At 38.4% G+C, this 22,570-nt stretch carries 24 protein-coding genes and 1 other RNA gene; 11 read left to right on the top strand and 14 right to left on the bottom strand.

The features are described from left to right. Positions 1–43: 43 nt before the first annotated feature. Positions 44–547, bottom strand: a complete 504-nt coding sequence (locus tag UCH001_RS02725) for a hypothetical protein (protein ID WP_067174020.1) — start codon at positions 545–547, stop codon at positions 44–46. Between the two features lie 73 nt (positions 548–620). Between UCH001_RS02725 and ssrA the strand changes: the two genes are divergently transcribed. Both ssrA and UCH001_RS02715 read left to right on the top strand, forming a co-directional pair. Then, positions 621–998, top strand: a transfer-messenger RNA (tmRNA) gene (ssrA, locus tag UCH001_RS02720). Between the two features lie 130 nt (positions 999–1,128). Then, the gene (locus tag UCH001_RS02715; protein ID WP_067174018.1) at positions 1,129–2,751 is read left to right on the top strand and encodes a YcaO-like family protein; all 1,623 of its coding nucleotides are present in this window, start codon (positions 1,129–1,131) and stop codon (positions 2,749–2,751) included. A gap of 5 nt (positions 2,752–2,756) precedes the next feature. Here the strand turns inward: UCH001_RS02715 and UCH001_RS02710 are convergent, their stop codons facing one another. Continuing rightward, complete coding sequence (locus tag UCH001_RS02710) at positions 2,757–3,983, bottom strand: DEAD/DEAH box helicase (RefSeq protein ID WP_067174015.1); 1,227 nt, start codon at positions 3,981–3,983, stop codon at positions 2,757–2,759. A gap of 110 nt (positions 3,984–4,093) precedes the next feature. On the opposite strand from UCH001_RS02710, the gene hemJ reads away from it, so the two are divergent. Next, a complete protein-coding gene (gene hemJ, locus UCH001_RS02705; protein ID WP_082705651.1) occupies positions 4,094–4,606 on the top strand; it encodes a protoporphyrinogen oxidase HemJ in 513 nt (170 codons plus the stop codon). Positions 4,607–4,609: 3 nt separating this feature from the next. Here the strand turns inward: hemJ and UCH001_RS02700 are convergent, their stop codons facing one another. Genes UCH001_RS02700 through UCH001_RS02690 form a run of 3 tightly spaced genes read right to left on the bottom strand, consistent with a single transcriptional unit; the run spans position 4,610 to position 6,526 of the window. Next, a complete protein-coding gene (locus UCH001_RS02700) occupies positions 4,610–4,882 on the bottom strand; it encodes a hypothetical protein (protein ID WP_067174013.1) in 273 nt (90 codons plus the stop codon). Then, entirely contained in the window at positions 4,869–6,029 is a 1,161-nt protein-coding gene (locus UCH001_RS02695) for a cytochrome b N-terminal domain-containing protein (RefSeq protein WP_067174010.1), read from the bottom strand. The genes UCH001_RS02700 and UCH001_RS02695 overlap by 14 nt, the downstream gene beginning before the upstream one ends. Beyond that, positions 6,026–6,526: a ubiquinol-cytochrome c reductase iron-sulfur subunit gene (locus tag UCH001_RS02690; protein WP_067174007.1), complete on the bottom strand. Its 501-nt coding sequence runs from the start codon at positions 6,524–6,526 to the stop codon at positions 6,026–6,028. Before UCH001_RS02690 ends, UCH001_RS02695 begins: the two co-directional genes overlap by 4 nt. A gap of 227 nt (positions 6,527–6,753) precedes the next feature. Here UCH001_RS02690 and UCH001_RS02685 point away from each other — a divergent pair, with 227 nt between their 5' ends. Both UCH001_RS02685 and UCH001_RS02680 read left to right on the top strand, forming a co-directional pair. Beyond that, on the top strand, positions 6,754–6,960 hold the full coding sequence (locus UCH001_RS02685) for an RNA-binding S4 domain-containing protein (RefSeq protein ID WP_067174004.1): 207 nt from the start codon (positions 6,754–6,756) through the stop codon (positions 6,958–6,960). Between the two features lie 34 nt (positions 6,961–6,994). Beyond that, positions 6,995–7,639, top strand: a complete 645-nt coding sequence (locus tag UCH001_RS02680; protein ID WP_067174002.1) for a DUF2971 domain-containing protein — start codon at positions 6,995–6,997, stop codon at positions 7,637–7,639. Between the two features lie 37 nt (positions 7,640–7,676). Here the strand turns inward: UCH001_RS02680 and hcp are convergent, their stop codons facing one another. Both hcp and UCH001_RS02670 read right to left on the bottom strand, forming a co-directional pair. Next, entirely contained in the window at positions 7,677–9,008 is a 1,332-nt protein-coding gene (hcp, locus tag UCH001_RS02675) for a hydroxylamine reductase (RefSeq protein ID WP_067173999.1), read from the bottom strand. An 87-nt stretch (positions 9,009–9,095) separates the two neighbouring features. Further along, positions 9,096–9,782 carry a di-trans,poly-cis-decaprenylcistransferase gene (locus UCH001_RS02670; protein ID WP_067173997.1) on the bottom strand — a complete coding sequence of 229 codons (687 nt, stop codon included), beginning with the start codon at positions 9,780–9,782 and terminating at the stop codon, positions 9,096–9,098. Between the two features lie 197 nt (positions 9,783–9,979). Between UCH001_RS02670 and rho the strand changes: the two genes are divergently transcribed. From rho to UCH001_RS02655, 3 genes are read left to right on the top strand one after another with little or no spacing between them, the layout of a single operon-like run. Further along, positions 9,980–11,377, top strand: coding sequence for a transcription termination factor Rho (gene rho / locus UCH001_RS02665; protein ID WP_082705650.1), 1,398 nt, complete (start codon positions 9,980–9,982; stop codon positions 11,375–11,377). 17 nt (positions 11,378–11,394) lie between these two features. Continuing rightward, positions 11,395–13,077, top strand: coding sequence for a DNA polymerase III subunit gamma/tau (locus UCH001_RS02660; RefSeq protein WP_067173992.1), 1,683 nt, complete (start codon positions 11,395–11,397; stop codon positions 13,075–13,077). 2 nt (positions 13,078–13,079) lie between these two features. After that, the gene (locus tag UCH001_RS02655) at positions 13,080–13,574 is read left to right on the top strand and encodes an asparaginase domain-containing protein (protein ID WP_067173990.1); all 495 of its coding nucleotides are present in this window, start codon (positions 13,080–13,082) and stop codon (positions 13,572–13,574) included. Here the strand turns inward: UCH001_RS02655 and UCH001_RS02650 are convergent. Genes UCH001_RS02650 through prfB form a run of 4 tightly spaced genes read right to left on the bottom strand, consistent with a single transcriptional unit; the run spans position 13,571 to position 17,161 of the window. Further along, on the bottom strand, positions 13,571–14,317 hold the full coding sequence (locus tag UCH001_RS02650) for an EI24 domain-containing protein (RefSeq protein ID WP_067173987.1): 747 nt from the start codon (positions 14,315–14,317) through the stop codon (positions 13,571–13,573). The two genes, UCH001_RS02655 and UCH001_RS02650, sit on opposite strands and share 4 nt — an antisense overlap. Before the next feature lie 4 nt (positions 14,318–14,321). Then, positions 14,322–15,716 carry a hypothetical protein gene (locus UCH001_RS02645; RefSeq protein WP_067173984.1) on the bottom strand — a complete coding sequence of 465 codons (1,395 nt, stop codon included), beginning with the start codon at positions 15,714–15,716 and terminating at the stop codon, positions 14,322–14,324. Positions 15,717–15,728: 12 nt separating this feature from the next. Beyond that, positions 15,729–16,052 carry a hypothetical protein gene (locus UCH001_RS02640; protein ID WP_067173982.1) on the bottom strand — a complete coding sequence of 108 codons (324 nt, stop codon included), beginning with the start codon at positions 16,050–16,052 and terminating at the stop codon, positions 15,729–15,731. A 14-nt stretch (positions 16,053–16,066) separates the two neighbouring features. After that, positions 16,067–17,161 carry a peptide chain release factor 2 gene (prfB, locus tag UCH001_RS02635; protein WP_067173980.1) on the bottom strand — a complete coding sequence of 365 codons (1,095 nt, stop codon included), beginning with the start codon at positions 17,159–17,161 and terminating at the stop codon, positions 16,067–16,069. Between the two features lie 101 nt (positions 17,162–17,262). Between prfB and panC the strand changes: the two genes are divergently transcribed. The 3 genes from panC to tilS are packed head-to-tail and all read left to right on the top strand — an operon-like array spanning position 17,263 to position 20,375. Next, complete coding sequence (gene panC / locus UCH001_RS02630; protein WP_067173978.1) at positions 17,263–18,084, top strand: pantoate--beta-alanine ligase; 822 nt, start codon at positions 17,263–17,265, stop codon at positions 18,082–18,084. 13 nt (positions 18,085–18,097) lie between these two features. Then, entirely contained in the window at positions 18,098–19,408 is a 1,311-nt protein-coding gene (gene rimO / locus UCH001_RS02625; RefSeq protein WP_067173975.1) for a 30S ribosomal protein S12 methylthiotransferase RimO, read from the top strand. Beyond that, positions 19,383–20,375, top strand: a complete 993-nt coding sequence (tilS, locus tag UCH001_RS02620) for a tRNA lysidine(34) synthetase TilS (RefSeq protein ID WP_067173973.1) — start codon at positions 19,383–19,385, stop codon at positions 20,373–20,375. Before rimO ends, tilS begins: the two co-directional genes overlap by 26 nt. Here tilS and UCH001_RS02615 read toward each other — a convergent pair. Genes UCH001_RS02615 through UCH001_RS02605 form a run of 3 tightly spaced genes read right to left on the bottom strand, consistent with a single transcriptional unit; the run spans position 20,356 to position 22,482 of the window. Next, positions 20,356–20,898 (bottom strand): hypothetical protein, encoded by a 543-nt coding sequence (locus UCH001_RS02615; protein ID WP_067173971.1) that lies wholly within the window; start codon positions 20,896–20,898, stop codon positions 20,356–20,358. The genes tilS and UCH001_RS02615 overlap by 20 nt on opposite strands. Beyond that, positions 20,891–21,412: a hypothetical protein gene (locus UCH001_RS02610; RefSeq protein ID WP_067173969.1), complete on the bottom strand. Its 522-nt coding sequence runs from the start codon at positions 21,410–21,412 to the stop codon at positions 20,891–20,893. Before UCH001_RS02610 ends, UCH001_RS02615 begins: the two co-directional genes overlap by 8 nt. Further along, complete coding sequence (locus UCH001_RS02605) at positions 21,409–22,482, bottom strand: hypothetical protein (RefSeq protein ID WP_067173966.1); 1,074 nt, start codon at positions 22,480–22,482, stop codon at positions 21,409–21,411. Before UCH001_RS02605 ends, UCH001_RS02610 begins: the two co-directional genes overlap by 4 nt. Positions 22,483–22,570 lie beyond the last annotated feature (88 nt).

Genomic DNA, 22,570 nt, shown 5'->3' with positions numbered 1-22,570 from the left:
AGTATAGAAACTCAAAGTAAACGATCGGTTAACAAAAGTAAACCTAATTTAATTTAATACTTTCTTCTTGTGGAACACCTATCACTTGGTGAGCTTTATCTCTTTTTCCTGCACTTGCTTCTGCATTGCTAGAAGCTTTTTTTCTAGCCACTGGAGGAGTTGAAGTCGCTATCTTTCCACCTTTGTAAAATCCCGGCTTAATGACAAACATTTCAGTCATTCTCATACCATCAAATGAAGCATACACAAGGTCACCTTCATTAGCAAGTACTGTTTTATGATTGAAGTTTGCATAAGGCAATTTTCCATTGGTTGTTTCAATACCATCAATTTCATAATTCCATGCTTGTGCATTCACATCTTGTTTCAAAGAGATAACGACACCTTTGATATAGTTTTTACCAACAAGCTTTGAAAGTTTTGGATTGGTATTTTCTTTATCATTGGCATAGGTTGTAACAGTTGAAGCAGGCGGTGTACGAGATGCACATCCTTGCATCAATAAAAACAAAAGAGCTACACCAAGATACGATAAAATTCTTTTCAAAACAATTCCTTATACATTTTTGCGGATTATAGCAAAATTTCCTATTTATTATGGTAAAATTCGTTTCTTGAATGGGGCTGACATGGCTTCGACAGGAGTAGTTTTAGCTTATGGCTGCATGTCGGGAGTGAGGGTCTTCCGTTAGACAACCTTCAAACAATAACTGCTAACAACAGTAACTATCGTCCTGCTTACGCTTTAGCAGCGTAATTTAAATTAATTAGGACTGCTCTCTCTTCCAACGCTACTTGAGGAAGTCTTTAGAGAGTATCATAGGCATAGTAGATATATTGCACGAACGCCTTTACGTGCAACGAAGTTAAAGGCTCGTTTTGTGTAGTTTTCTGATTGTTGTACGAAGCAAAATTAAACACTATCAACAATATCTAAGCATGTAGACGTCATAGGTGGCTATTTTTGGACTGGGGTTCAATCCCCCACAGCTCCACCATTCTTGTTGATTTTAACTCGGTAAAAATAGAAGTGTCAAAACTTCTGTTTTCTCCTCGTTACCTTCTAAAAACTCTTTTCTTCTACTCATTGTTTTTACATTGTGTTACATCTAAAGGAATTATTACATTATGAATATACTCTCTAAAAATGCGTCACTTGAAGATTCTATTTTAAAAATGCAGGCTATTTTAAACGATCTTGACAGTGGACTAAAATTTGCCAGCGAAAAGCATCCACTGAAAAACTGTTACTCTGTAAATCTTGCATCAACTGAGGCGCCTAATCACATCTATTCAAACGGCAAAGGCACACTTTCTCTTGCTTCAAAAGCCAGCGCGCTTGGAGAGTACATCGAAAGACTTCAAACCAACAACTTTTTCATCGACTTTCACCTTCCAAACCGTACCTATTACCCTGATCAAAAAGTATTTGAATTTGGCGGAGCATACCTCAACGACACGTTACACACCATTTATAATACATCTAATGAGATGAGTCATGAAGACTGGGTCGATTTTAACAGTGACTATACGGATAAAGTCGTTGCTCTTCCTTTTCAAAGCGTGTTTGGCAAAGAAGAAGTTTACATTCCACTCAATATCTTAAGCAACCTATATGTAAGTAACGGCTTAGCAAGCGGTAATACAGCTGATGAAGCTAAAGTGCAAGCTTTGAGTGAGATTTTTGAGCGTCATGCAAAACTGGAAATCATCAAAAACGGTTACGCACTTCCAAAGTATCCAGAGGAGATCATTGCCTCATTTCCAAAACTTCATGCTGATTTGGTTGAGCTTAGAAATGCGGGATTCATCGTTGAAATTCTCGATGCCTCGTTGGGTGGGAAGTTCCCAGTAACTGCTATCTCGCTTATCAACCCACGTAATGGCACACTCTTTGTCTCCTTTGGCGCTCATCCTATTTTAGAAGTTTCTTTAGAGCGTACCATGAGTGAGCTGATGCAAGGGCGAGGTGTTGAAAACCTTGATGCGTTTGAGATGCCAACATTTAATATGAGCCTTGTGGGTGACAGCTTCAACCTTGAAGCACACTTCATCGACTCCAACGGCAAAATGGGTTTTCCTTTTTTAAGTGCTACTAAAAGTTTTGAGTATGTGCCTTGGAAGTATCAAGGAGATGGAAGTGACGATGAATACGCCTTTTTATGTAACATCGTAAAGTCTATGGATAAAGAGATTTATCTAAGAGAATATACCTACCTTAACTTTTACTCATGCCAAATGATCATTCCTAGCATATCCGAGGTGTATCCTATCGAAGATATGGTTTATCAAAATCGAAACAGCGGTAAATTTATACGTCATGCGGTATTGAACTTTAAAGAAGAAGACCACGAAACATTGCTTGAAACCATCGAGCCTTTGGAAGATTCGCTCAATATGGAAAAATATATCGGTGTTATTTTTGAGCAAAACTTTCAGATGATAGACCTCAAAGCACAAATTCATTTACTGTTGGAGAATTATGAAGAGGCACAAAGTCTTTTAGCATTGAGTGAAAATCCAATGAGTAAGCTTCTCAGTGAGATCATTCATTTAAGAGACCAAGAACATCTTTGGAGTGAATACGAAAGTGCTTTTGAAGATATTTTTGGCAAAGAAAATGTAACACACGCACTCAATATATTAGATGGGAAAGCCTACTTTATCGATGTAAGTCTACATCCTCACTATGTCAATATGTTAGATCTCTACGATAGACTCGAAGTTAAAAAAAGCGCACTTGTCGCATAAGAGAGTCAGGCTTGACCCGCCTGCTCTCGTAGCTTATCTTTTTTACTTTTTCGCTTCCCTTTTACAGGAGCACTCCCCTTCTCTTTTTTAGGTGCTTCACCGATGCGTTCAAACCCTTGAATGCTCTCTTTTTCCATCTTGACATCACAGCGTTTTTGAATGAGCGCAAAATGAGCCTCATCTTCATGGTCAATAAACGAAATCGCTACGCCCTTTTTCCCAGCTCTACCCGTTCGCCCGATGCGGTGAACGTAATCTAAAGGCGAACGCGGTAAATCAAAGTTGATGACACATTCCACATCCTCGATGTGAAGTCCACGCGCGGCAATGTCTGTGGCAAAGAGAATGTTTACTTTGCCCTCTTTTAGAGCTTGAAGTGCCCAGTTTCTACCCTCTTGAACCAAATCCCCATGAAACGCCTCTGCGCTAAATCCATGCTTGCGAAATTTCATGGCGATGTTTTCACATGCTCTTTTATTTGCTATAAACACCAACACTTTTTTCCATTTGTGAGTTTTAAGCAGATGACGCAATAAAGGAGCACGGTTTTCTTTATTCACCAAGATAGCACGCTGAGCGATATGTTCAACATTTAATTGCTCTGCTTCCACATTTACTTCAACTGCATTTTGAGTTATTTTAGAGGCAATAGCCTGCATTTTTTCAGGATACGTTGCTGAAAACAGAAGGTTTTGGCGTTTTTCAGGGAGGGCTTTAAGTATAGACTCCAACTCTTGCTCAAATCCTAGGTCTAACATCTTGTCTGCTTCATCGAGCACAAAGAATTCTACATGCGAGAGGTTGATTTGCTTTTTACTCATAATGTCTAGCAATCGCCCAGAGGTCGCCACGACGATGTCACATCCTTGTTGAATGTCGTAGAGTTGTTCGCCGATCTTCTCTCCACCGATGATACTCACCACTTTTGGCTTCGTTGGCAAGAATTTTCCAAAGCTAACAAATGCTTCTGCTACTTGTTGTGTTAACTCTCTCGTTGGGGTTAACACCAGTGCTTTAATTTTTGCTTTGCCTTCACCCTTATTTTCTTGCCACAGCTCTAAAATAGGCAATACAAACGAAGCACTTTTACCACTTCCCGTTTGCGCTCTAGCCATAATATCTTTGCGCTCCAAAACTAAAGGAATGACGCTTTTTTGAATCTCTGTTGGCTCACTAAAACCTACTTCATGAATGGCTTTTTGTATGGCAAGGCAAAGTGTGGTAAATGGCATAAGCGTATCCTTTAAATCTTTGTCAGCATTGTAGGATAATCTCACTTTAGAGGAGTTTGAGGTAAGTTTTTGGTATGATAACGCGCTTGCAAATGAAAAAAGGATGAACGTTGGATCACTATAAATGGATTCTTGCTTTTCACATTATCGCGTTGATGTCATGGATGGCGATGTTATTTTACTTGCCACGACTTTTTGTGTACCACGTCGAACATGCTGAAAAAAAAGAATTTGTGGAAGTCGTGAAAATCCAAGAGTACAAAATCTACAAGTACATCGGGCTTCCTGCTTTTTGGGCGACCCTTGCTAGTGGACTTAGTATGATTATTGCCGACCCTCAACTGCTCTCAAGCGGAGGATGGATATATGCGAAGTTTACGGTACTCATTGCGCTTACACTCTACTCATTTTCACTGGAAAAGTATCGCCTACAACTTGCCAATGGTACCTGTACCAAAGATGGAAAATTTTTTAGAGCTTACAACGAAGTTCCAACCGCACTTGCCATTTTAATTGTCGGATACGTCATTACCAAAAGTTTTTCATGGGCATTTACCCTCATAACATTAGGTATCTTTGCGATGGTTATTGACGTTATTTTAGATGGAAAGAAAAAATCGTAATCTTTATTCGTTGACTTTTGAGCGTTGCAAATGTATTTTGATATAGAGCAACACAGAAAGTAAAAGAAAATACCCCACAATGCTATAGCCCATCGTATCGCGCTTATGTATCTCTATTTCAGACATCGCTTTTTCTTCCTGTGTCGTTGTTTTGAGCGTTTGCTCTGTGACAACAAGACTTTTTTCTGCAACAAACTGTTTTGGTAACCACTCTAGCCCCATCACCAACACAAAAACGCACAGCGCGATTGCCGCAAAAATTTTACGATTTGGCATGAGACTCCTTTTTTGAGAGAAACGGCAAAATGAAAAACAGTACTATCAAAATAGTCGAAAAGAACAAGCCTATCCATAGGGTTATGTTTGAACTTGGCAATTTACCCAAAATACTCAATGCTATTAAAGAAACCACCAATGCCCAAAACCACACAAAAAAGTAAGGACGTTGATGTGCGGGAATACGACGAGGGTTTTTATCTAACAGTGGCATCAGTAAAAGCCCAACATTAACCACCACTAACGATGCCATGCCGATGTACGAACCCTTAATCATCCCAATGTCAAAGAAAAAGCTTTTAAGTAACTGCAACATCCATAAAAAATACCACTCAGGATAAATATGTGCAGGCGTATCGCTTGGGTTTGCAGGCGTTAGGTTGAGCGCATCAAATGCTAAATAATCATGAAAAAAAACACAGTAAAAAAAGAGTGCCAAAAAGAGTGTACACGCTAAAAGTGGCTTTAAAACGGCATTGGAGAAAAACGGTTTTGGCTCTTTGGGAATGATGTCGTGTTTGCTAAAACGCTCAACTTTTTGTATATGCAAGCCTTTGCGATTCCATGAGAGCTTATTGGTAGCGTACCACTTCATAAAGTCCGTATGCACCAGTACCATTAAAGCAATGGCTAAAGGCATCACAACAATGTGCAAGGTATAAAAGCGTAACAACGTGATGCCACTCACACTAAAGTCACCCCGCACCCACAGCACGATGTCCTCACCCGCGCCAGGGATGTACTCAAGCAAACTGGTGATGACTTGCGCTGCCCAGTAACTCATCTGCCCCATCGGAAGCACATAGCCCGTAAACCCGATGACCATACAGCAAAAGTACAGCACCATACCGCTGTACCAATACTTCGTTTTGCCATGTTTGTAAAACCCAAAATAGAGCATTCCTAAAAGGTGAATGTAGAGCAATAAAAAGAAAAAGGTTGAGCCAACCGCGTGGATTTTACGCCATAGCCAACCATAATTGACCTCTTGCATGATGGTCGTATGCACACTCTCAAACGCTTTGCTTGCATCTGGGATGTAGTGCATCGCAAGAAAGATGCCTGAAACAAGCAGTAAAAGACACACGACAACCATGATGGCGCCTGTGTAAAGGAGTATATTGAAATTATGTATTTTGAGATTCATGCTTTTGCCGCCTCCATGAGTTGAAGGTACGCTTCGCTTACTTCTCCAACGATGATGGTTTCACCCTGAATTTTAAACGGAGGAATGACCAAAGGCTTGGTAACCGGACTTGCAAGGGCGTTGCCATTGTAGTCAAACTGCCCATTGTGGCACGGACAGATAAAACGCTCCGCCTTTGCATCGTACTTTGGAACACAGCCTAAATGGGTGCAAATGCCCACCATCAGGGTATAGTAATAATCCCCAACTTGAATGTCACGCTTTTTATCGAGCACCATGGAGGCGTCTTTTTTTAAAACAAACAGTGGTTTTTTTTGCCATGAGAGATAAGAAATTTCATTGAGTGGTAAAGCTGCCGTATCTATAAAGGTTGCCGCATCAAGGAGGGCTTTTTTAGGGGGTTCCAAAGACTGAAACATCGTACCTATCGCATGGTAAACACCCGTTCCTGTGAGTGCTAAAAGCGAGTAATTCACCAGTCTTCGATTTCGATCCATCCCAATTTTCCTTTATGCCATGCTTTGCGCGTAGCCATTTTACCAAAACTTTTATCAATAGAGTTCAAAGAACTCTTAACACGCTTTTCAAGCAAAGCTCGACAAGCTACGCTAACGCTAAGTTTTCCTTGGCGGAATGCCCGCACAACTTTGGTGCTTTTACTTCGTTCACAAGGTTTACATCGCACATTAAATTCGGATATGATTTTACCCATAAAGGATTGCATATGAAATTTAAACTAGACGAAGAGTACATCGAGTTGTTTAAACTGCTCAAAGTGATGGGTGTAGCTGAGAGTGGCGCTCATGCAAAAACGCTTATCGAAGAGGGGCAAGTTAAACTAAACGGTGAAATTGAGACAAGGAAGCGCGCGAAGATTGTTTCAGGTGAGAGGATTGAAGTGGGTGGGGAAGTGATAGAGGTTGAGAGTTAAAAATTTAAAAAAATAACCTTATGGGGTAAATAGAATGAGAGTCTATCATTTTATAAAATTAGAACATGGATTAGATAGTTTACGAGATAAACGGTTAAAAATTTCGCTTATTGATAAATTGAATGACCCATTTGAACTGCTAGCGCTTAAACTATTAGGAGAATACGATAAGGAACTTGATGAACTAATGGAAAAACTAAAAAATTTCATTAGTCAAAAATACGGTATTCTTTGTTTTAGTCTGGATTGGAACAGTCCTTTGCTATGGGCACATTATGCAGGTAATCATCAAGGGATATGTTTAGGATTTGAAATTTCTGAGAGAGCAAAACCAATAAATGTAACTTATATTAATAAACGATACAACCGTAAGCTTCATAAAATTATAGAAGAGAACAATGTAGAAGAAATGCGTAAAATATTATCTACGAAACATACAGATTGGAAATACGAAAAAGAAATTCGTCTATTTACTGAATTAGCGCATAAATACGAGGATAAATACTATTATAATTTTTCAGACTCGGAAGATGTTGTTTTAAAAGAAGTAATCATCGGATGTAGATCTCAAACAACAAGAGAAGAGATTACCCAAAAATATGGCTCTGAGGACATCAATATTTTCAAAGTAAAAGCTTCTTATTCAGATTTTACAATGGTAAAAGACATAGAGTTTTAAATTTATAAAGAAGCCCTAAAATAGGGCCTCCTCTACATTACGCAGATTTTTTAATCAACAATTTTTCCATATCGGATGTTGCATCATCTGTTAAATGCAAGTTAAAGTTCTCTTGCAAGAATGAGAAGATGTCATCGTTAACAAATTGTGGTGGTTTTGGTCCTAGATAGATATTTTTGATGCCAAGGCTAAAGAGTCCTAGAAGAATAAGAACTGCTTTTTGCTCCATCCAGCTAAGAACGATAGAAACTGGCAAGTCATGAACCGTCACACCAAGAGCGCCAGCAAGGGCTAGAGCGATGTGAACAGCACCGTTACTGTCATTGCATTGACCAAGGTCTAGGTAGCGAGGAATGCCTGTGTCTGCCACCGTTCCAAAGTCGATGTCGTTAAATCTAAATTTACCACAACTAGATGTCAAGATGACGCAGTCATTGGGAAGACTCTCTGCCATTTTTCTGTAGTATTCACCGCCCGTTCCTGGAGCGTCACACCCTGCGATAACGAAGAACTGGCTGATTTTTCCTGCTTGAACTGCCTCAAGAATTTGTGGAGCAAGTCCTAAAATGGTTTTATAGTGGTGACCGGTTACAAGTGTCTCGTCACTGTCAAAGCCTGTTACATCTGGGAGGGCTAATGTTTGAGCGATAACTTCGCTAAAGTCGTTGTTTTGGATTTTTTTGCCCTCTTTGATACCTACGATGTCGTACGTATAGAGTCTATCGACATAGGTTGAGTTTGATTTTGGAGGCACGATACAGTTGGTGTTCACGATGATGGTTCCGCCCCATTGCTCAAAGAGTTTGGTTTGGTCAAACCATGATTTACCGATGTTACCTTTAAGGTGCGCGTATTTTCTAAGTTCTGGGTAACCGTGCGCTGGGATCATCTCAGAGTGGGTGTAGATGTTGATGCCTTTGCCTTCGGTTTGTTTGAGAAGTTCAAGTAGCATGTCAAGGTTGTGACCGCTGACCAAGATCGCTTTGCCCTCAGCCTTGTTTTGAGAAATACGAACAGGCGTTGGAACACCAAGGTGAGAAGTGTGTGCTTCGCTTAAAATGTCCATCATTTTAACACCCGCAGAACCAATTTTCATCAGTTGAGCGATGTGGTCGTCAAAGTTGAAGTTCACGTTGGTAAGGGTGAAATAAAGTGTTTGAGCGATGACATCATCAACTTCTTTGGTGTCTGCACCAAATTCATTTGCATGTGTTCTATAAGCACTAAGACCTTTAAGACCATAAATCATGATGTCTTGAAGTTTTGCTAAGTTGGCATCTTTGCCACACGTTCCTATATCTTGACCTTTAGAACCACAGCCATTGATGGCACTCATCGAACATTGATCACATAACATGTTTAAAGACATTTTTTATCCTCTTTCAAAAATTTGCGGTATCTTATCAAGAGGAGAGAGGTAAGTCATTGATTGATCTCAATCAAGACTTTTAAACATTTAAGGGGTTACAACGCCTCCAAAACGTCGTTCTGTTTGTTTGTATTCTGAAACGATTGTTTCAAGTTCTCCCACAGAAAAATCAGGCCAAAGTGTTTTACTAAAGAAAAGTTCTGCATAGGCTGCTTGCCACAACAAAAAGTTAGAAAGACGACAATCACCACCGGTGCGAATAAGTACGTCCACAGCAGGAATGCCTGCGGTATCAAGATTGGACTCTAAAATTTCTTTCGTGATTTCACTATGTGTTTGAAGCGATTTATTGATAGCACGAAGAATTTCATCCTGCGCGCCATAATTGATAGCCAAAATTTGTCTAAGCCCTGTACAATGAGCTGTCATCTCTTTGGCATATGTGATCTCTTTTTGTAAAGAAGCAGAAAATTTACTGATATCGCCGATGACATCAAAGCGGATATTGTTTTCTAAAAGCGTGGGGATTTCACTGTGCAGATATTTAGAAAGTAATTTCATCAAAACAGTCACTTCAGTTTTTGGACGATTCCAATTTTCTGTACTAAACGCATACAATGTAAGATATTTAATGCCCATTTTAGCAGCATATTTTGTGATCTCTCGTACTTTTTTTGCACCCTCTTTATGTCCAAAAGAGCGCTCTTTGCCTTGGCGTTTTGCCCATCTGCCATTGCCATCCATGATAATCGCCAAATGCACTAAATCATTCATTTTCACTTCTTTTTAGCTTACAATTTATGAGCGCCATTTTATCTTTTTTCTCTTTAGCCCACCTTGACAAATCTTGCCACTTTGACTAAAATTACGCCATTACTACTTTTTAGAATTCTCACAAAGTAGTCTCATAAAAATCGACTCAAGCAACTCTATCTTTGGGAATCCTTTCACCATCAAGAGACTCTAGCTTCATGAACGATCAAACTAACAACAAAGAAGGCACAATGAGCGGAAACACTCCTACCTCAAACAATCAACCCTGCGCGAATACAGCCCCTGCGAACGGACAAGCAAAACCAACTCATCATAACAAATCACGAACACACGTCCCAGTCGATGGCTACAAAATAGAAAGTTTAAGAACGACTCCTCTTGAAAAACTTTTAGAGATCGCAACAGAGCTTGGCATTGAAAACCCAAATGAATTAAAACGCCAAGACTTGATGTTTGAAATTTTAAAATCACAAGTCAATCAAGGTGGATTTATCCTTTTTACGGGCATCTTAGAGATTGCTGGTGAAGGATATGGCTTCTTACGTGCTACAGACGCCAACTTCTCAGACAGTGCTAATGACGCTTATGTCAGCAGTACCCAAGTTAAGAAATTTGCTCTTCGTACTGGTGATATTGTTACTGGACAAGTAAGACCTCCAAAGGATCAAGAGCGTTACTACGCCCTTCTTAAAATAGAAGCAATCAATTATCTTCCTCTTGCAGAGAGCAAAAAACGTCCTTTATTTGAAAACCTAACACCTCTTTATCCAACAGAAAAAATCAAACTCGAATACGATCCAATGAAAATCACAGGACGTGTACTTGACCTCTTTACGCCTATTGGTAAAGGTCAACGTGGTCTTATCGTTGCACCTCCAAGAAGTGGTAAAACAGAGCTTATGAAAGAGCTTGCACACGGAATTGCACGTAATCACCCCGAATCAGAACTCATCGTTTTACTTGTTGATGAAAGACCTGAAGAGGTAACCGATATGCAACGTTGTGTTCAAGGTGAAGTCTATAGCTCAACCTTTGATATGCCAGCATCAAATCACGTTCGTGTTGCAAACCTTGTTATCGAAAAAGCAAAGCGTCGTGTTGAGATGGGCAAAGATGTCATCATCCTTTTAGATTCTATCACCCGTTTGGCTCGTGCGTACAACACCGTCACCCCATCCAGTGGTAAAGTCTTAAGTGGTGGTGTGGATGCCAATGCACTTCACAAACCAAAACGCTTCTTTGGTGCGGCAAGAAATATCGAAGATGGCGGCAGTTTAACCATCATTTCAACCGCATTGATTGAGACAGGTAGTAGAATGGATGAAGTTATCTTTGAAGAGTTCAAGGGTACAGGTAACAGCGAGATTGTACTCGATAGAAACATCTCTGATAGAAGAATCTACCCAGCCATCAACATTATGAAGTCAGGAACACGTAAAGAAGAGCTTCTTCTCACTCCAGATAAACTTCAAAAAATCTGGGCACTTAGAAGTGCTATCAACCAAATGGATGATGTTGAAGCACTTAAATTCTTGTATGCTAAGATGCTTAAAACCAAGGACAATGAAGAACTACTTTCTATTATGAATGACTAAAACCCAAAGGTTGCGCTGTGTCACAAGTACTTGCTCTTAAATATCGTCCTTCCTCGTTTGATAAGCTGATCGGCCAAGAGTCGATCACACAAACACTTAGTTTAGCGCTTAACCAAGATAGGCTCTCTCATGCCTATCTTTTCTCAGGACTTAGAGGAAGTGGTAAGACTTCAACAGCGCGTATCTTTGCAAAAGCCCTTGTATGCGACCAAGGTCCAAGTTCAACACCGTGTGAAGTGTGTGAACACTGCTTAAGTGCCAATGAAAACCGCCACATCGACATCATCGAGATGGACGCCGCTTCCAACCGAGGCATTGATGATATTCGTGAGCTTATTGAAAGTACGAAGTATAAACCCTCATCTGCGCGTTTTAAAATCTTCATCATCGATGAAGTTCATATGCTCACCACACAGGCGTTTAACGCACTTTTAAAGACACTCGAAGAGCCTCCAAGTTATGTAAAATTCATTCTTGCGACAACCGATCCTTTAAAATTGCCTGCAACCATTTTATCGCGTGCACAACATTTTCGTTTTAAACAGATCAAACAGAGTGATGTGGTTAACCATCTCTGCCATATTCTCAATCTTGAAAATATTGAATATGAAAAAGAAGCGCTTGAAATGCTTAGCCGTGCAGGTAATGGTTCCTTACGTGACACATTAACCTTGCTCGATCAAGCGATCATTTTCTCTAAAGGCTACATTAACCCTGAAAATGTAGCATCCATGCTTGGTCTTCTTGATCCTAACCAACTAGAAACCATTTTTACATCGATTTTAAGTGGCAATAAAAATGAAATGTTGCATCTCATCAAAGAGCTTGAGAGTTATGAATGTGAAGTAGTCATCGATGAGTTAATCGCTTATCTAAAAAATGCTTTTTTTGCGCAAGATCGTCGTTTCTCCACCCTACTTTATGAGCGTTTTTTCAAGATTCTCAGTGAAGCAAAAAGCCTGCTTTATATCAATGCAAACAATGGTTTTGTACTCTCTTTGATCTTCTTTAAAATGATCGAAGCGACCAATATTAAGACCATTGAAGAGATGATAGATTCACTCGAAAATGAGAAATTCCGTTTACCGGCTTCACATCCAAAACCAGAAGTAACGCCAAGTGTTGAAACCGCTCCTTCTGAAGCACCAGAAGTGGAAGAAGAAGTGCAACACATCAAAGATCAAGGTGTCACTTCAGCAATGCTTTTTACACGCCTTTGTGATAAATTGATGGACCGCAATGCAGAGCTTGGTGAATGCTTCAAAAAACACATTCGTTTTGTCAGCTTTGAAGATGATCTGCTTATTCTTACTTCTAGCGCAGAAGGCGAAGCCAGTAAAACGCTTAACACGTATTACAGCATCATCAAACATTTTGTTCAAGAACTCTTTGGCTTAGAGACAAAAATTAAGATCAACAAAGTTCAAGCCATTCAAGAAATGCCACAACCTGAGCCTTCATTTGAGCCTAACTATGAAGCGCAAATGTGTGAAGCAGAACTCAGTGCCAATGAAGAGAGCTCTTCTATGATGGAAAGTCTTGAATTTGCAGATGAGCCTCAAAGCGAGAGTTGTGCTACAGGTGCGATGTTGTCAGGCAAACGAGAAATTGATGCAAAAGAGATACTCAATACCCCTTTTGTACAAAGAGCTACAGAGCTTTTTGATCCACAAAAAATTCAAATTCGTCAGAAAGTGTAATGATGGAAAAAATCCTTATCCTCAACACAGGTGGCACGTTTAATAAACGTTATAACCCTCTTAAAGGTGAACTTGAAGTCCCAAAAGACAGCCTTGCGTTGGATGGGATTTTACGTTACTGCAACAATACATCGTATGAACTTCTAAATATCATTCATAAAGATAGCCTTGAGATGACAGAAGAAGATCGTGAACTTATTGTCAAGACGATTCAGTCCTCTTCATGCCGTAAAGTTCTCATTGTTCATGGTACAGACACCATGGATGTAACGGCTACTTTTTTAGCGTTACATATCAAAGATAAGATCATCACGCTAACAGGAGCGATGGTTCCTTTTAGCATCGATACCGTGGAAGCAACAAGCAATTTTATGATGGCACTGGGTGATTTGATGTGTAGGGAGCAACATGGCGTTTATCTTGCAATGCATGGTGCAATTGCACGTCATGGAAGCATCTATAAAAATAGACCAAAAGGGATTTTTGAGCTCTGTTAAAGAACTCTTAGCCCCTCTGTTTTCCGAAAGATAAAGTGACTCATCACGATAACATAATAAGGATAGATCACAACTCCTAAAAAAGGAATGATGGTCAGAGCAAAACAGACCAACGATATACCTCTCATCTGTCCTGCATACAGCCTCTTTAACTCTTTATACTCTTCCGTTGAATTGACCATAGAAGACACATCCAAAACCAAAAGTTTATGAAACAGATAAAAGACAGGTACTAAAAGGATGAAGTTAAACAGCGGAACAAAAACCAAAGGAGAAAGCAACACAAACATAAGTGTTGTCCACAAGAGTGTTTTAAAAACCATCCAAAGATAACTTACAAGCCCCATGCCCATAAATGCAACTTTTGGATAATAAAGAGAGCCTATTTCTTTGATAAAATACCCTGCAAATAGACCTACGATAACCGAATAGACCATCAAAAAAAGATAGTACGTTACCATAGCCGATGTAAAAAAGAAAAGAATGGCAACAACGGTTTTTGTAATAAAAATGAGCGAAACCATACTCAAAAACCAGCTCTGCTCAATGCTTCCTTCAAAATGCTGTAAACTTTCGGTAATCCATGCAGTAAGTGCACCCATTCCACCAAATAAGAGCCAAATAGCCCCGATAAATACAAGAATGGTTAAAATAAAAGAGACCAACGAGACAAGCAGAACTCTTGGAGAGAGTGTATCTCCAAGAGCCAGTGCAAAGATATTTGTTTTTGAAGGTGTGTTCATTGATTTACTGAATCACTTGACCATTAACGCTGATAGCACCTTTTTTCATCGCAATTTCATAGATGAAAAAGTCACCATCAGGCTTTCCAAGTGCAAAATCTTCAGCCGAAGTTAAACCCATCTCTTCAAGCATTTTGCGATCATCTTTATGTACTTTTACTTTTGACGTAATGTCTAAAAGACCAATGAGTGCCAATGGGCTTTGTTTGTCATTGTAATTATTTGGAGCAATTTCAAGTGTTGTATCAACACTCACATCTTTAAGAGCAAGCATTTCCATACTCAATCCTTTAAATGCAAGACCAAGGTCGATTTTTACACCATGGTTAACGAGCGCAACAAAATCATCAATTAACACTTTATCGTCTATAGGTGTTGTACCAAGAAGCAAGGTGTTATAGTCTGCTTGAACTTTTTTCATGGTATCTGAATTGATGCCTCTTAAAAAGAGTTTTGCAAACATTTTTTCAAGTTTAATGTCATCAGCACTATTCAGTAATGCAATATTATCTAACGTATAATCCGCTTTAATTTGAAGATCTTTTTTTACATCCTCAACACTGCTCTTTGCTTTCAGACTTCCTAAATCAAACTTCAGATTGGTATATTCGTCATTGATTTCGAGTGCATACTTACCAATGCTAATATCGCCTTGGTTGTTAAGATCGTCTTTATAGTTGAAGTTATAGATAAAATCTTTCAACTCACTTTTGAGTAAAAACATCTCACCACTAACGCCCAAATTTTGTTTACCAACACCTAAAACACCTTGTACAACACCACCTCGCTCATTAAGCGACAGGAGTTGCTTTTCTGTATCGATGTTAAGAGTTGCACCTTCTGCTTTAATCTCTTCTTTGATATCTTTTAATGTGAGGTCTTTGAGTTTTTGGTCACTTGTAAAGGTCATATCAACCGCTAAAACACCTCGTGCTAACAATGGCAAAATCACATCACTTGCAGCTTTATCATTTGCAAGTTCTTCTTGAATCGATTTTGGTAATTGATCAAGAGAGAGTGAAACTTTAACATCACTCGGTAAAAGGTTAGAGTTTGTCATCTCTCCTTTGAATTTTAAGCCATCAAACGCTTGATTGATCCCTTCATTACTCTCTTCTTGTAAGCTTTGTGCAAAAAGCTTATATTGTGCATTCTTCTCCACTAACTGAGCCAGTAAAAAATCACGTGCTTTTTTTGCATCAGTGACTTCAAGGCTAAATGCTCTTTTGCTAGAAAGATAACCACTTTTACTCAAAATTTCTTGTTTAAAGCCATTTTTTTCAAGTAGTGTTTTGTTTGCCTCAATAGTGCTATCCACTTTTTGAGAGACAAAAAGAGGTGTGGCAGCAAGTGCTGCCACAACAACAGAAGAGATAACCAGATATTTTGTTTTTGACATAAAGAGCCTTTGTTATTTATAACCTATGACATAATAGGTATTTTTGTTAGGAACTTTTTCCAAAGTTATTTTGTATTTAGCAGCCCATTTGCTGATCATTTCATTGACCTCAGCGATCTCTTCAGCGCTTGCGGCTTCATTTTTAATTTTGAAGTAATCTTTGTTACTAGAAAGTGCAACAAAAGAGTGGTGAACTTGGAGTGCATCGTGTAATGCGATCAGATGTTTTTCAACATGTTCAAACCCTACGGTATTGTTGATAACGCGCTCAAGTTGCGCTTCTGCATTTGGAGTGACACTGTAACCTAGTTGTGTTAAGATTGCTTGTTTTTGCATGTTTTATCCCCTTTTTAACGTTTTTGTGCGATGAGCACATCTTCGATCATTTTTGAAATATCACCATCTAAAATATTATTGACTTGTGAATAAGCGATGTTGCTACGATTGTCTTTGACTTGCTGATACGGCGCTAATACGTAACTGCGAATCTGGTGACCCCAGCCGATTTCACTTTTTTCAACACCATCTTTTTCTGCTTGTTGTTTTTCAAGTTCAAGCTCATACAAACGTGATTTTAACATCTTCATAGCCGATGCTCTGTTTTTATGCTGTGATCTGTCATTTTGGCACTGCACCACAATGCCCGTTGGAATATGTGTTATACGAATAGCACTATCGGTTTTATTAACGTGCTGACCACCAGCTCCACCTGCGCGGTAAGTATCAATTTTGAGATCACGTTCCTCAATGACAATGTCAATATCATCATCTACTTCAGGAGAAACCATGACAGAGCTAAACGATGTATGACGCTTTGCATTCGCATCAAACGGACTAATACGTACTAAACGGTGAATACCATTTTCTACTTTCATGTAACCATAAGCATTTTCACCTTGGATGATAAAACTAACATCTTTCAGTCCTGCTTCTTCACCCTCTTGGTAGTCTAAAACTTCAATCTTAAATCCACAGCGTTCTGCCCATCTAAGATACATACGGTACAAAATGCTCGCCCAGTCTTGACTCTCTGTACCACCCGCACCTGGGTGAATGGAGATAATGGCATTTTTATTGTCATTTTCACCACTAAGCATCATGGCAATTTCTAAATTGGTGATGTGATCTTCCAAATGCTCCGCGTCTTTATAAAGCTCTTCTATGGTCGACTCATCGTTTTCTGCGTTTGCCATCTCATACAAATCAACTGCGTCCACAACGACATTTTTCGCTTTAGTATAACGTGTAAGTAAGGAATTCAACGATGTTTTTTCTTTTTGTAACTCCGCAGCTCTTTTTGCATCGTTCCAAAATTCAGGGTCTTGTTCGATCTCTTCAATCTCTTTAAGCCTTGAAGACAAATCCTCTGGTTTAATGATCTGCGCGATATTGTCCACTTTTGTGGTTAATTTTTTGAGAAGTTCGGTATATTCGTAACTATCCAAATGGTTTCCTTTTGCTATAATACTCGCTTCAATTTATGAGACCTCTATAAGACATTATGTCGCAGAAGTCTAATATTATATTCTACTCAAAAGTGCCTAAAATGAAAATAGTAAAAACCATTGAAGAATTATCAAAAGCGAGAAAAGAGCTTCATGGCAGCATCGGTTTTGTCCCAACCATGGGTGCATTACACAATGGTCATCTCTCTTTAATGCAAAAATCCATCGCTGAGAATGATCATACCATCGTCTCTGTTTTTGTCAATCCGACTCAATTTTTAGAAGGAGAAGATTTTCACAAATACCCACAACGTACCCAAGCTGACATTAAAATCTGTGAGCTTGCAGGTGTAAGCATTTTGTTTATGCCCACTGCTGATATGATGTACTCCAAAATGGAGCCAACCATCTTAGCACCAAGTTCTAAAGCCTATATCTTAGAAGGCTTAGCACGACCAGGTCATTTTGATGGCGTTTTACGTGTAGTTTTAAAACTGTTTAATCTCACAAAACCTACACGTGCTTATTTTGGGAAAAAAGATGCACAACAACTCTATCTTTTACAAAATATGGTGGCTTCATTCTTTTTGGACCTTGAAATTGTGCCATGTGAAATCGTCAGAGAAGATGATGGATTAGCACTCTCCAGTCGAAATGTCTATCTTAGTACAAAAGAGCGCCAAGATGCCCTTCTCTTGTGTGAATCACTGAAAGTGGCAACACATGCTGTCATTTCTGGAGAACGCGATATCGCAAAAATTAAAACTGAAATGTTGCATACACTCAAACCTTTACATGTAGAATACGTGGAAATTTTAAATCGTGATTTTGATACAATATCTACTATCGAAATAGGCAACTCTATCATTTTAGTCTGCGCAAAAGTTGGCACTACCCGCCTCATTGATAATTTATGGATTTAAAAAAAGGAAATATTTGAAAAAATTACATCTCGTTTCATTAGGATGCAATAAAAATCTCGTTGATAGTGAAGTTATGCTAGGAAAACTTCAAGCGTATGAACTCTGCGATGACCCCTCCAAAGCAGACGTACTCATCGTCAACACCTGTGGCTTCATTGGACCAGCGAAAGAGGAGAGTCTTAACACCATCTTCTCTCTTCATGAAGCCCGTAAAAAGGGCTCTGTCCTTGTTATGGCAGGCTGTTTGAGCGAGCGTTATAAAGAAGATCTTACCAAAGAACTCAAAGAAGTTGACCTTTTTACAGGCGTTGGTGACTACGATAAAATCGATGAAATTATTGCTCTACGTCAAAACCGTTTTAGCCCTGCCACATATCTTCTCAATGAAGAAGAGCGTGTCATTACAGGTTCTAACGCTCATGCCTATGTCAAACTCTCAGAAGGGTGTAATCAAGCATGTAGCTTTTGCGCAATTCCAGGCTTTAAAGGTAAACTTCACTCACGCACTCTTGAGTCACTCGTAAAAGAGGTAAAAGCACTTGTTGCAAAAGGTTTTTATGACTTTAGTTTTATTTCTCAAGACAGTAGTTCTTACCTTCGAGATATAGGCGAAAAAGAGGGGCTTATCAAACTGATCGATGCCGTTGAGAAAATAGAAGGGGTTAAGAGTGCGCGTATTTTATACCTTTACCCTACGACCACATCCAATGCCCTTATTGAGCGTATTATCGCTTCACCTCTGTTTCATAACTACTTTGATATGCCTATCCAACATATCAGTGATTCTATGCTCAAACGCATGAAACGAGGTGCGGGAAAAGAGCGCATCATCGAACAATTGGAGATGATGAGAAAAGCGCCTAATAGCTTTATTCGCACCAGTTTTATCGTAGGACATCCAGGAGAGAGCGATGCAGAATTTAACGAACTTCTTGATTTTGCAAAAACATTCGACTTTGACCGTGTAAATATCTTCGCATATTCGGATGAAGAAGATACAAGCGCTTATGAAATGGATGAAAAAATCGATACAAAAACGATCAATAAACGTATCAAACAACTAGATAAAATCGTTCAAGCTAAAACCAAAAAAAGCTTTGAAAAAGAAGTTGGCAAAGAGGTGATGATTATAGTTGAGGGAGAAAGCAGCGAACATGAGTATTTCATGGGTGCGCGCGAACTTCTTTGGGCGCCAAGTATTGATGGTGAAGTCTTAGTCAATGACTCAGATATTGAAAATATTGAAATTGGCAAATGCTATCGCGCCACCATTACCGAATGTGTGGGGAATCAACTCGTTGCAACCATTACCGCTGTTGCATGAAGCAACACTAGAGTATTTACGACATACTAAAAATTTATTGGCATTTTCAGGCGGTGGAGATTCCACCGCTCTTTTCTTTTTACTTTTTGAAAACAAAATCCCTTTTGACATTGTGCATGTAAATTACCAAACCAGAGCACAAAGTAATGAAGAAGAAGCCTATGCTAGGACTCTTGCAACTACGCATACAAAAGAACTATTTACTTTAACGTGTAAACTTGATGCGTCTAATTTTGAGCACCATGCTAGAGAAGAACGTTATTCATTTTTTGTAAAAGTGATACAAGAGCACAACTACGAAACACTTCTGACAGCTCATCATTTAGGCGATCAACTGGAGTGGTTTTTAATGCAACTCTGTAAGGGTGCAGGACTTGTAGAGATGTTAGGCATGCAAGAGATAGAAGAGCGAGAAAACTATACCATCGTTAGACCACTGTTGCATATCAGTAAAAAAAGACTTCAAACGTATTTGAACGAGTATAACATCCTCTATTTTAATGATGAAAGTAATGACTCGTTACACTATAAACGCAATCAATTTAGACATCATTATGCACATCCTATGATAGATGATTATGAGACAGCAATAGCCAAAAGCTTTGCGTATCTTCAAGAAGATAAAAAACGTCTGTTACCTTCTATTATGGAGCGTATCAATGATCTGTTTATCATTCCAAAACAAAGTGACGAACTTCTGAATATCAGGCAAATCGATAAAGCACTTAAACTTCTGGGCATACTTCCTTCGAAAGCACAGCGTGATGAAATTTTACGAACACACTCCTGTGTTATTGGTGGGAAAATTGCGGTTTGTTATGCAGATGAGAAAATTTTTATAGCACCATATTGTAAAATAGAGATGGATAAAAAATTTAAAGAAGTATGTCGTAAAGAGCGTATTCCTTCGAAAATACGTCCTTACTTATTTCAAGAAGGAATTGATCCTAGCGCGTTGTCGCGTTAAGATCATACACTTTGATTTTAAAGGTTGAGCTAATGCTCTCTTTATTGGATTCTAAATTAATTGGAAAATCTGCTTGAACGATACTACTGTAACGATTGAGTCCCTCTAAAAAATTATAGAAATTGCTTGGTGTTTTAAGGGTCGAAGTGACGTTGAGTTCATACTCAACAAACTCTTTTTTATAGTCTGATTTTATGACTTCCATCAACGAGACTTGATTAAAAAACTTACCTGCATAGCGCAAAAATTCTTCTTGTGTAAAGGGGTGTTTAAACGCTCCAATAATATGAACATTTTCTGCTTTAAGTTTAGAAAGCTCTGCTTCACGTTCTAAAAAAAGATTTTCAACACGTGTTTTATGCACTAAAACACGTTTATATTCTGCTTGTAGAACTCTATGCTCTTTTACATTCGGAATAATCAATAAAAATACAAACATAAATGTGATAATGATGAAGACCATTAAAAAAATGAGTAGCTTCATAATATCGATTTTATCTAAGCTTCGATCAAAACTATTCACGTATGCCATCCTCGCCAATAATTTTGTTGATGCTTACAAAATTATACCAACCCTCTTTGGTAAGATAAAATGTTGTATTGCTCGTATGAAAAATTGATTTTAGAGGTGCCGCTAGCAAGAAATTAAAGGTGTCTTGTGTTGGTGAAATACCATATAAAATCAACGAATTACGTTCCATCTGAACCTTTTTAAGGGTAATTTGATCTGGCACTAAATCAAATAAATTTTTCATACTCTCTTTTAAAAGCGTATTGTTAGAAAAAATTTCTTCAGAAATGGCTTTTTGGCGTAAAATAAGACCAATAGCTTCATCATCTTCATCAATCTTCACTTCTAGCATTTCACGTTCTTTGGTTAAATCAACCACACCGTGTTTAAATGAACTCATCTCAATGACAATATAAAAATTAAAAATGATCATAAAAAGAGACATTAAACCAATAAAAACCACCCACATTTTACTAAAGAGTGATAAAAACGGTTTTGGCCTAGGGGCTATGAAACTTAGTCTCATTTAAAAACCTCTTTAATGGCAATGTCACACATGCGGTCACTAACGTCTACTTTATGAATTTCAACATCCATCATCAATTCATCTTCAAGCTGATGAATGAGATCTGAACTAATTTCATAACTATCAAAAATGATAATTTCGTCAATAAATTCACTTTTATACAATGGATTGTGATAGTACTCTTCAAGAGCTGTTCTGAGATATTTATAGACTAAAAGATCACGTCCATAAAGCTCTAGACTAATATCTTCTTCTTTCAGCCCTTCCATACCTCGAAATGCATTCATTCCTTTATCATCAATGTCAGAAAAAGAGTCCGTTGAGCGCAAATCATCAATATCTTCTAATTCTCCAAGCTCGGTCAGTTCACTCAGTTCCTCAATGCCCTCATGCTCATCATCGTCTGTATTGGTGACTTCCGGTAACTCTTCAGAACGAAGGATTCCCTCTTCTTCTTGTTCATTTTCCCAATCATTGACATCATCACTATGTGTAAAAGCCGTATCTGTTTGGGTTTTGAAAAAAGCTCCAAAATGAAGTTGTTTTTCTTCAAAAATAGCGAGAATAAAAAAATCTTGGCAGTTTAGAATATAACATGTTGGTCTATTTTTGAGTTTTTGAGAAACAACAAAATCATTTAAAATGATAAAAGGAGAGTAAATAAAATCAAGTCCAACTTCAGAAAAAAGGTTTTTTGCCCATTTAATTTCAATATATGAAGCATAAGCAGACCATTGATTGTGTAATGTTACATTGTGAACATTTTGGATATCAACATTATGTTTAGTAAAAGTAGCATTTCCGGTACCAGAGATAGCACCCTGACCTAATGAGTTCAGTAGAAAAGCAATATAGACAAATTGATACTCATCTTGTAAATTCATCAAATAATCTTCGATTGTTTTATCAAGAGCATCTAGTGGTGGGGTTAATGCAAATGTTTTAGTAAATACTTTTGTAATTGCACCATTTTTTAGTACTTTACAACGCAGTACGCATTCTGTTTCATTTAACACAATAGCGACAAAAAGATTCTGAAATTTTTTTTGAAGAACAGTTCTTATGCCCATATTAATGACTCTTTGTTCACATCACTACTCTTGTGTTAATTTTGAATTTGTACTATATATTAGACTAATATTGCTTAAGTTTTGTAAA

The sequence above is a fragment of the Sulfurospirillum sp. UCH001 genome, assembly GCF_001548035.1.
In the GTDB taxonomy this organism is placed as follows: domain Bacteria; phylum Campylobacterota; class Campylobacteria; order Campylobacterales; family Sulfurospirillaceae; genus Sulfurospirillum.
The sequence above is the reverse complement of the archived record's forward strand: the minus strand, read 5'-3'. Positions and strand labels throughout refer to the sequence as shown.

Bases quoted from the DNA above. Each gene is read 5' to 3' on its own strand.
- UCH001_RS02605 (WP_067173966.1), bottom strand. From the start codon at position 22,482: ATGGGCATAAGAACTGTTCTTCAAAAAAAATTTCAGAATCTTTTTGTC.
- panC (WP_067173978.1), top strand. From the start codon at position 17,263: ATGAAAATAGTAAAAACCATTGAAGAATTATCAAAAGCGAGAAAAGAG.
- hcp (WP_067173999.1), bottom strand. From the start codon at position 9,008: ATGTCTTTAAACATGTTATGTGATCAATGTTCGATGAGTGCCATCAAT.
- UCH001_RS02645 (WP_067173984.1), bottom strand. From the start codon at position 15,716: ATGTCAAAAACAAAATATCTGGTTATCTCTTCTGTTGTTGTGGCAGCA.
- UCH001_RS02655 (WP_067173990.1), top strand. From the start codon at position 13,080: ATGGAAAAAATCCTTATCCTCAACACAGGTGGCACGTTTAATAAACGT.
- UCH001_RS02610 (WP_067173969.1), bottom strand. From the start codon at position 21,412: ATGAGACTAAGTTTCATAGCCCCTAGGCCAAAACCGTTTTTATCACTC.
- UCH001_RS02650 (WP_067173987.1), bottom strand. From the start codon at position 14,317: ATGAACACACCTTCAAAAACAAATATCTTTGCACTGGCTCTTGGAGAT.
- UCH001_RS02685 (WP_067174004.1), top strand. From the start codon at position 6,754: ATGAAATTTAAACTAGACGAAGAGTACATCGAGTTGTTTAAACTGCTC.
- UCH001_RS02710 (WP_067174015.1), bottom strand. From the start codon at position 3,983: ATGCCATTTACCACACTTTGCCTTGCCATACAAAAAGCCATTCATGAA.
- UCH001_RS02700 (WP_067174013.1), bottom strand. From the start codon at position 4,882: ATGCCAAATCGTAAAATTTTTGCGGCAATCGCGCTGTGCGTTTTTGTG.
- rho (WP_082705650.1), top strand. From the start codon at position 9,980: ATGAACGATCAAACTAACAACAAAGAAGGCACAATGAGCGGAAACACT.
- UCH001_RS02695 (WP_067174010.1), bottom strand. From the start codon at position 6,029: ATGAATCTCAAAATACATAATTTCAATATACTCCTTTACACAGGCGCC.
- UCH001_RS02690 (WP_067174007.1), bottom strand. From the start codon at position 6,526: ATGGATCGAAATCGAAGACTGGTGAATTACTCGCTTTTAGCACTCACA.
- UCH001_RS02670 (WP_067173997.1), bottom strand. From the start codon at position 9,782: ATGAATGATTTAGTGCATTTGGCGATTATCATGGATGGCAATGGCAGA.
- UCH001_RS02715 (WP_067174018.1), top strand. From the start codon at position 1,129: ATGAATATACTCTCTAAAAATGCGTCACTTGAAGATTCTATTTTAAAA.
- UCH001_RS02680 (WP_067174002.1), top strand. From the start codon at position 6,995: ATGAGAGTCTATCATTTTATAAAATTAGAACATGGATTAGATAGTTTA.
- UCH001_RS02640 (WP_067173982.1), bottom strand. From the start codon at position 16,052: ATGCAAAAACAAGCAATCTTAACACAACTAGGTTACAGTGTCACTCCA.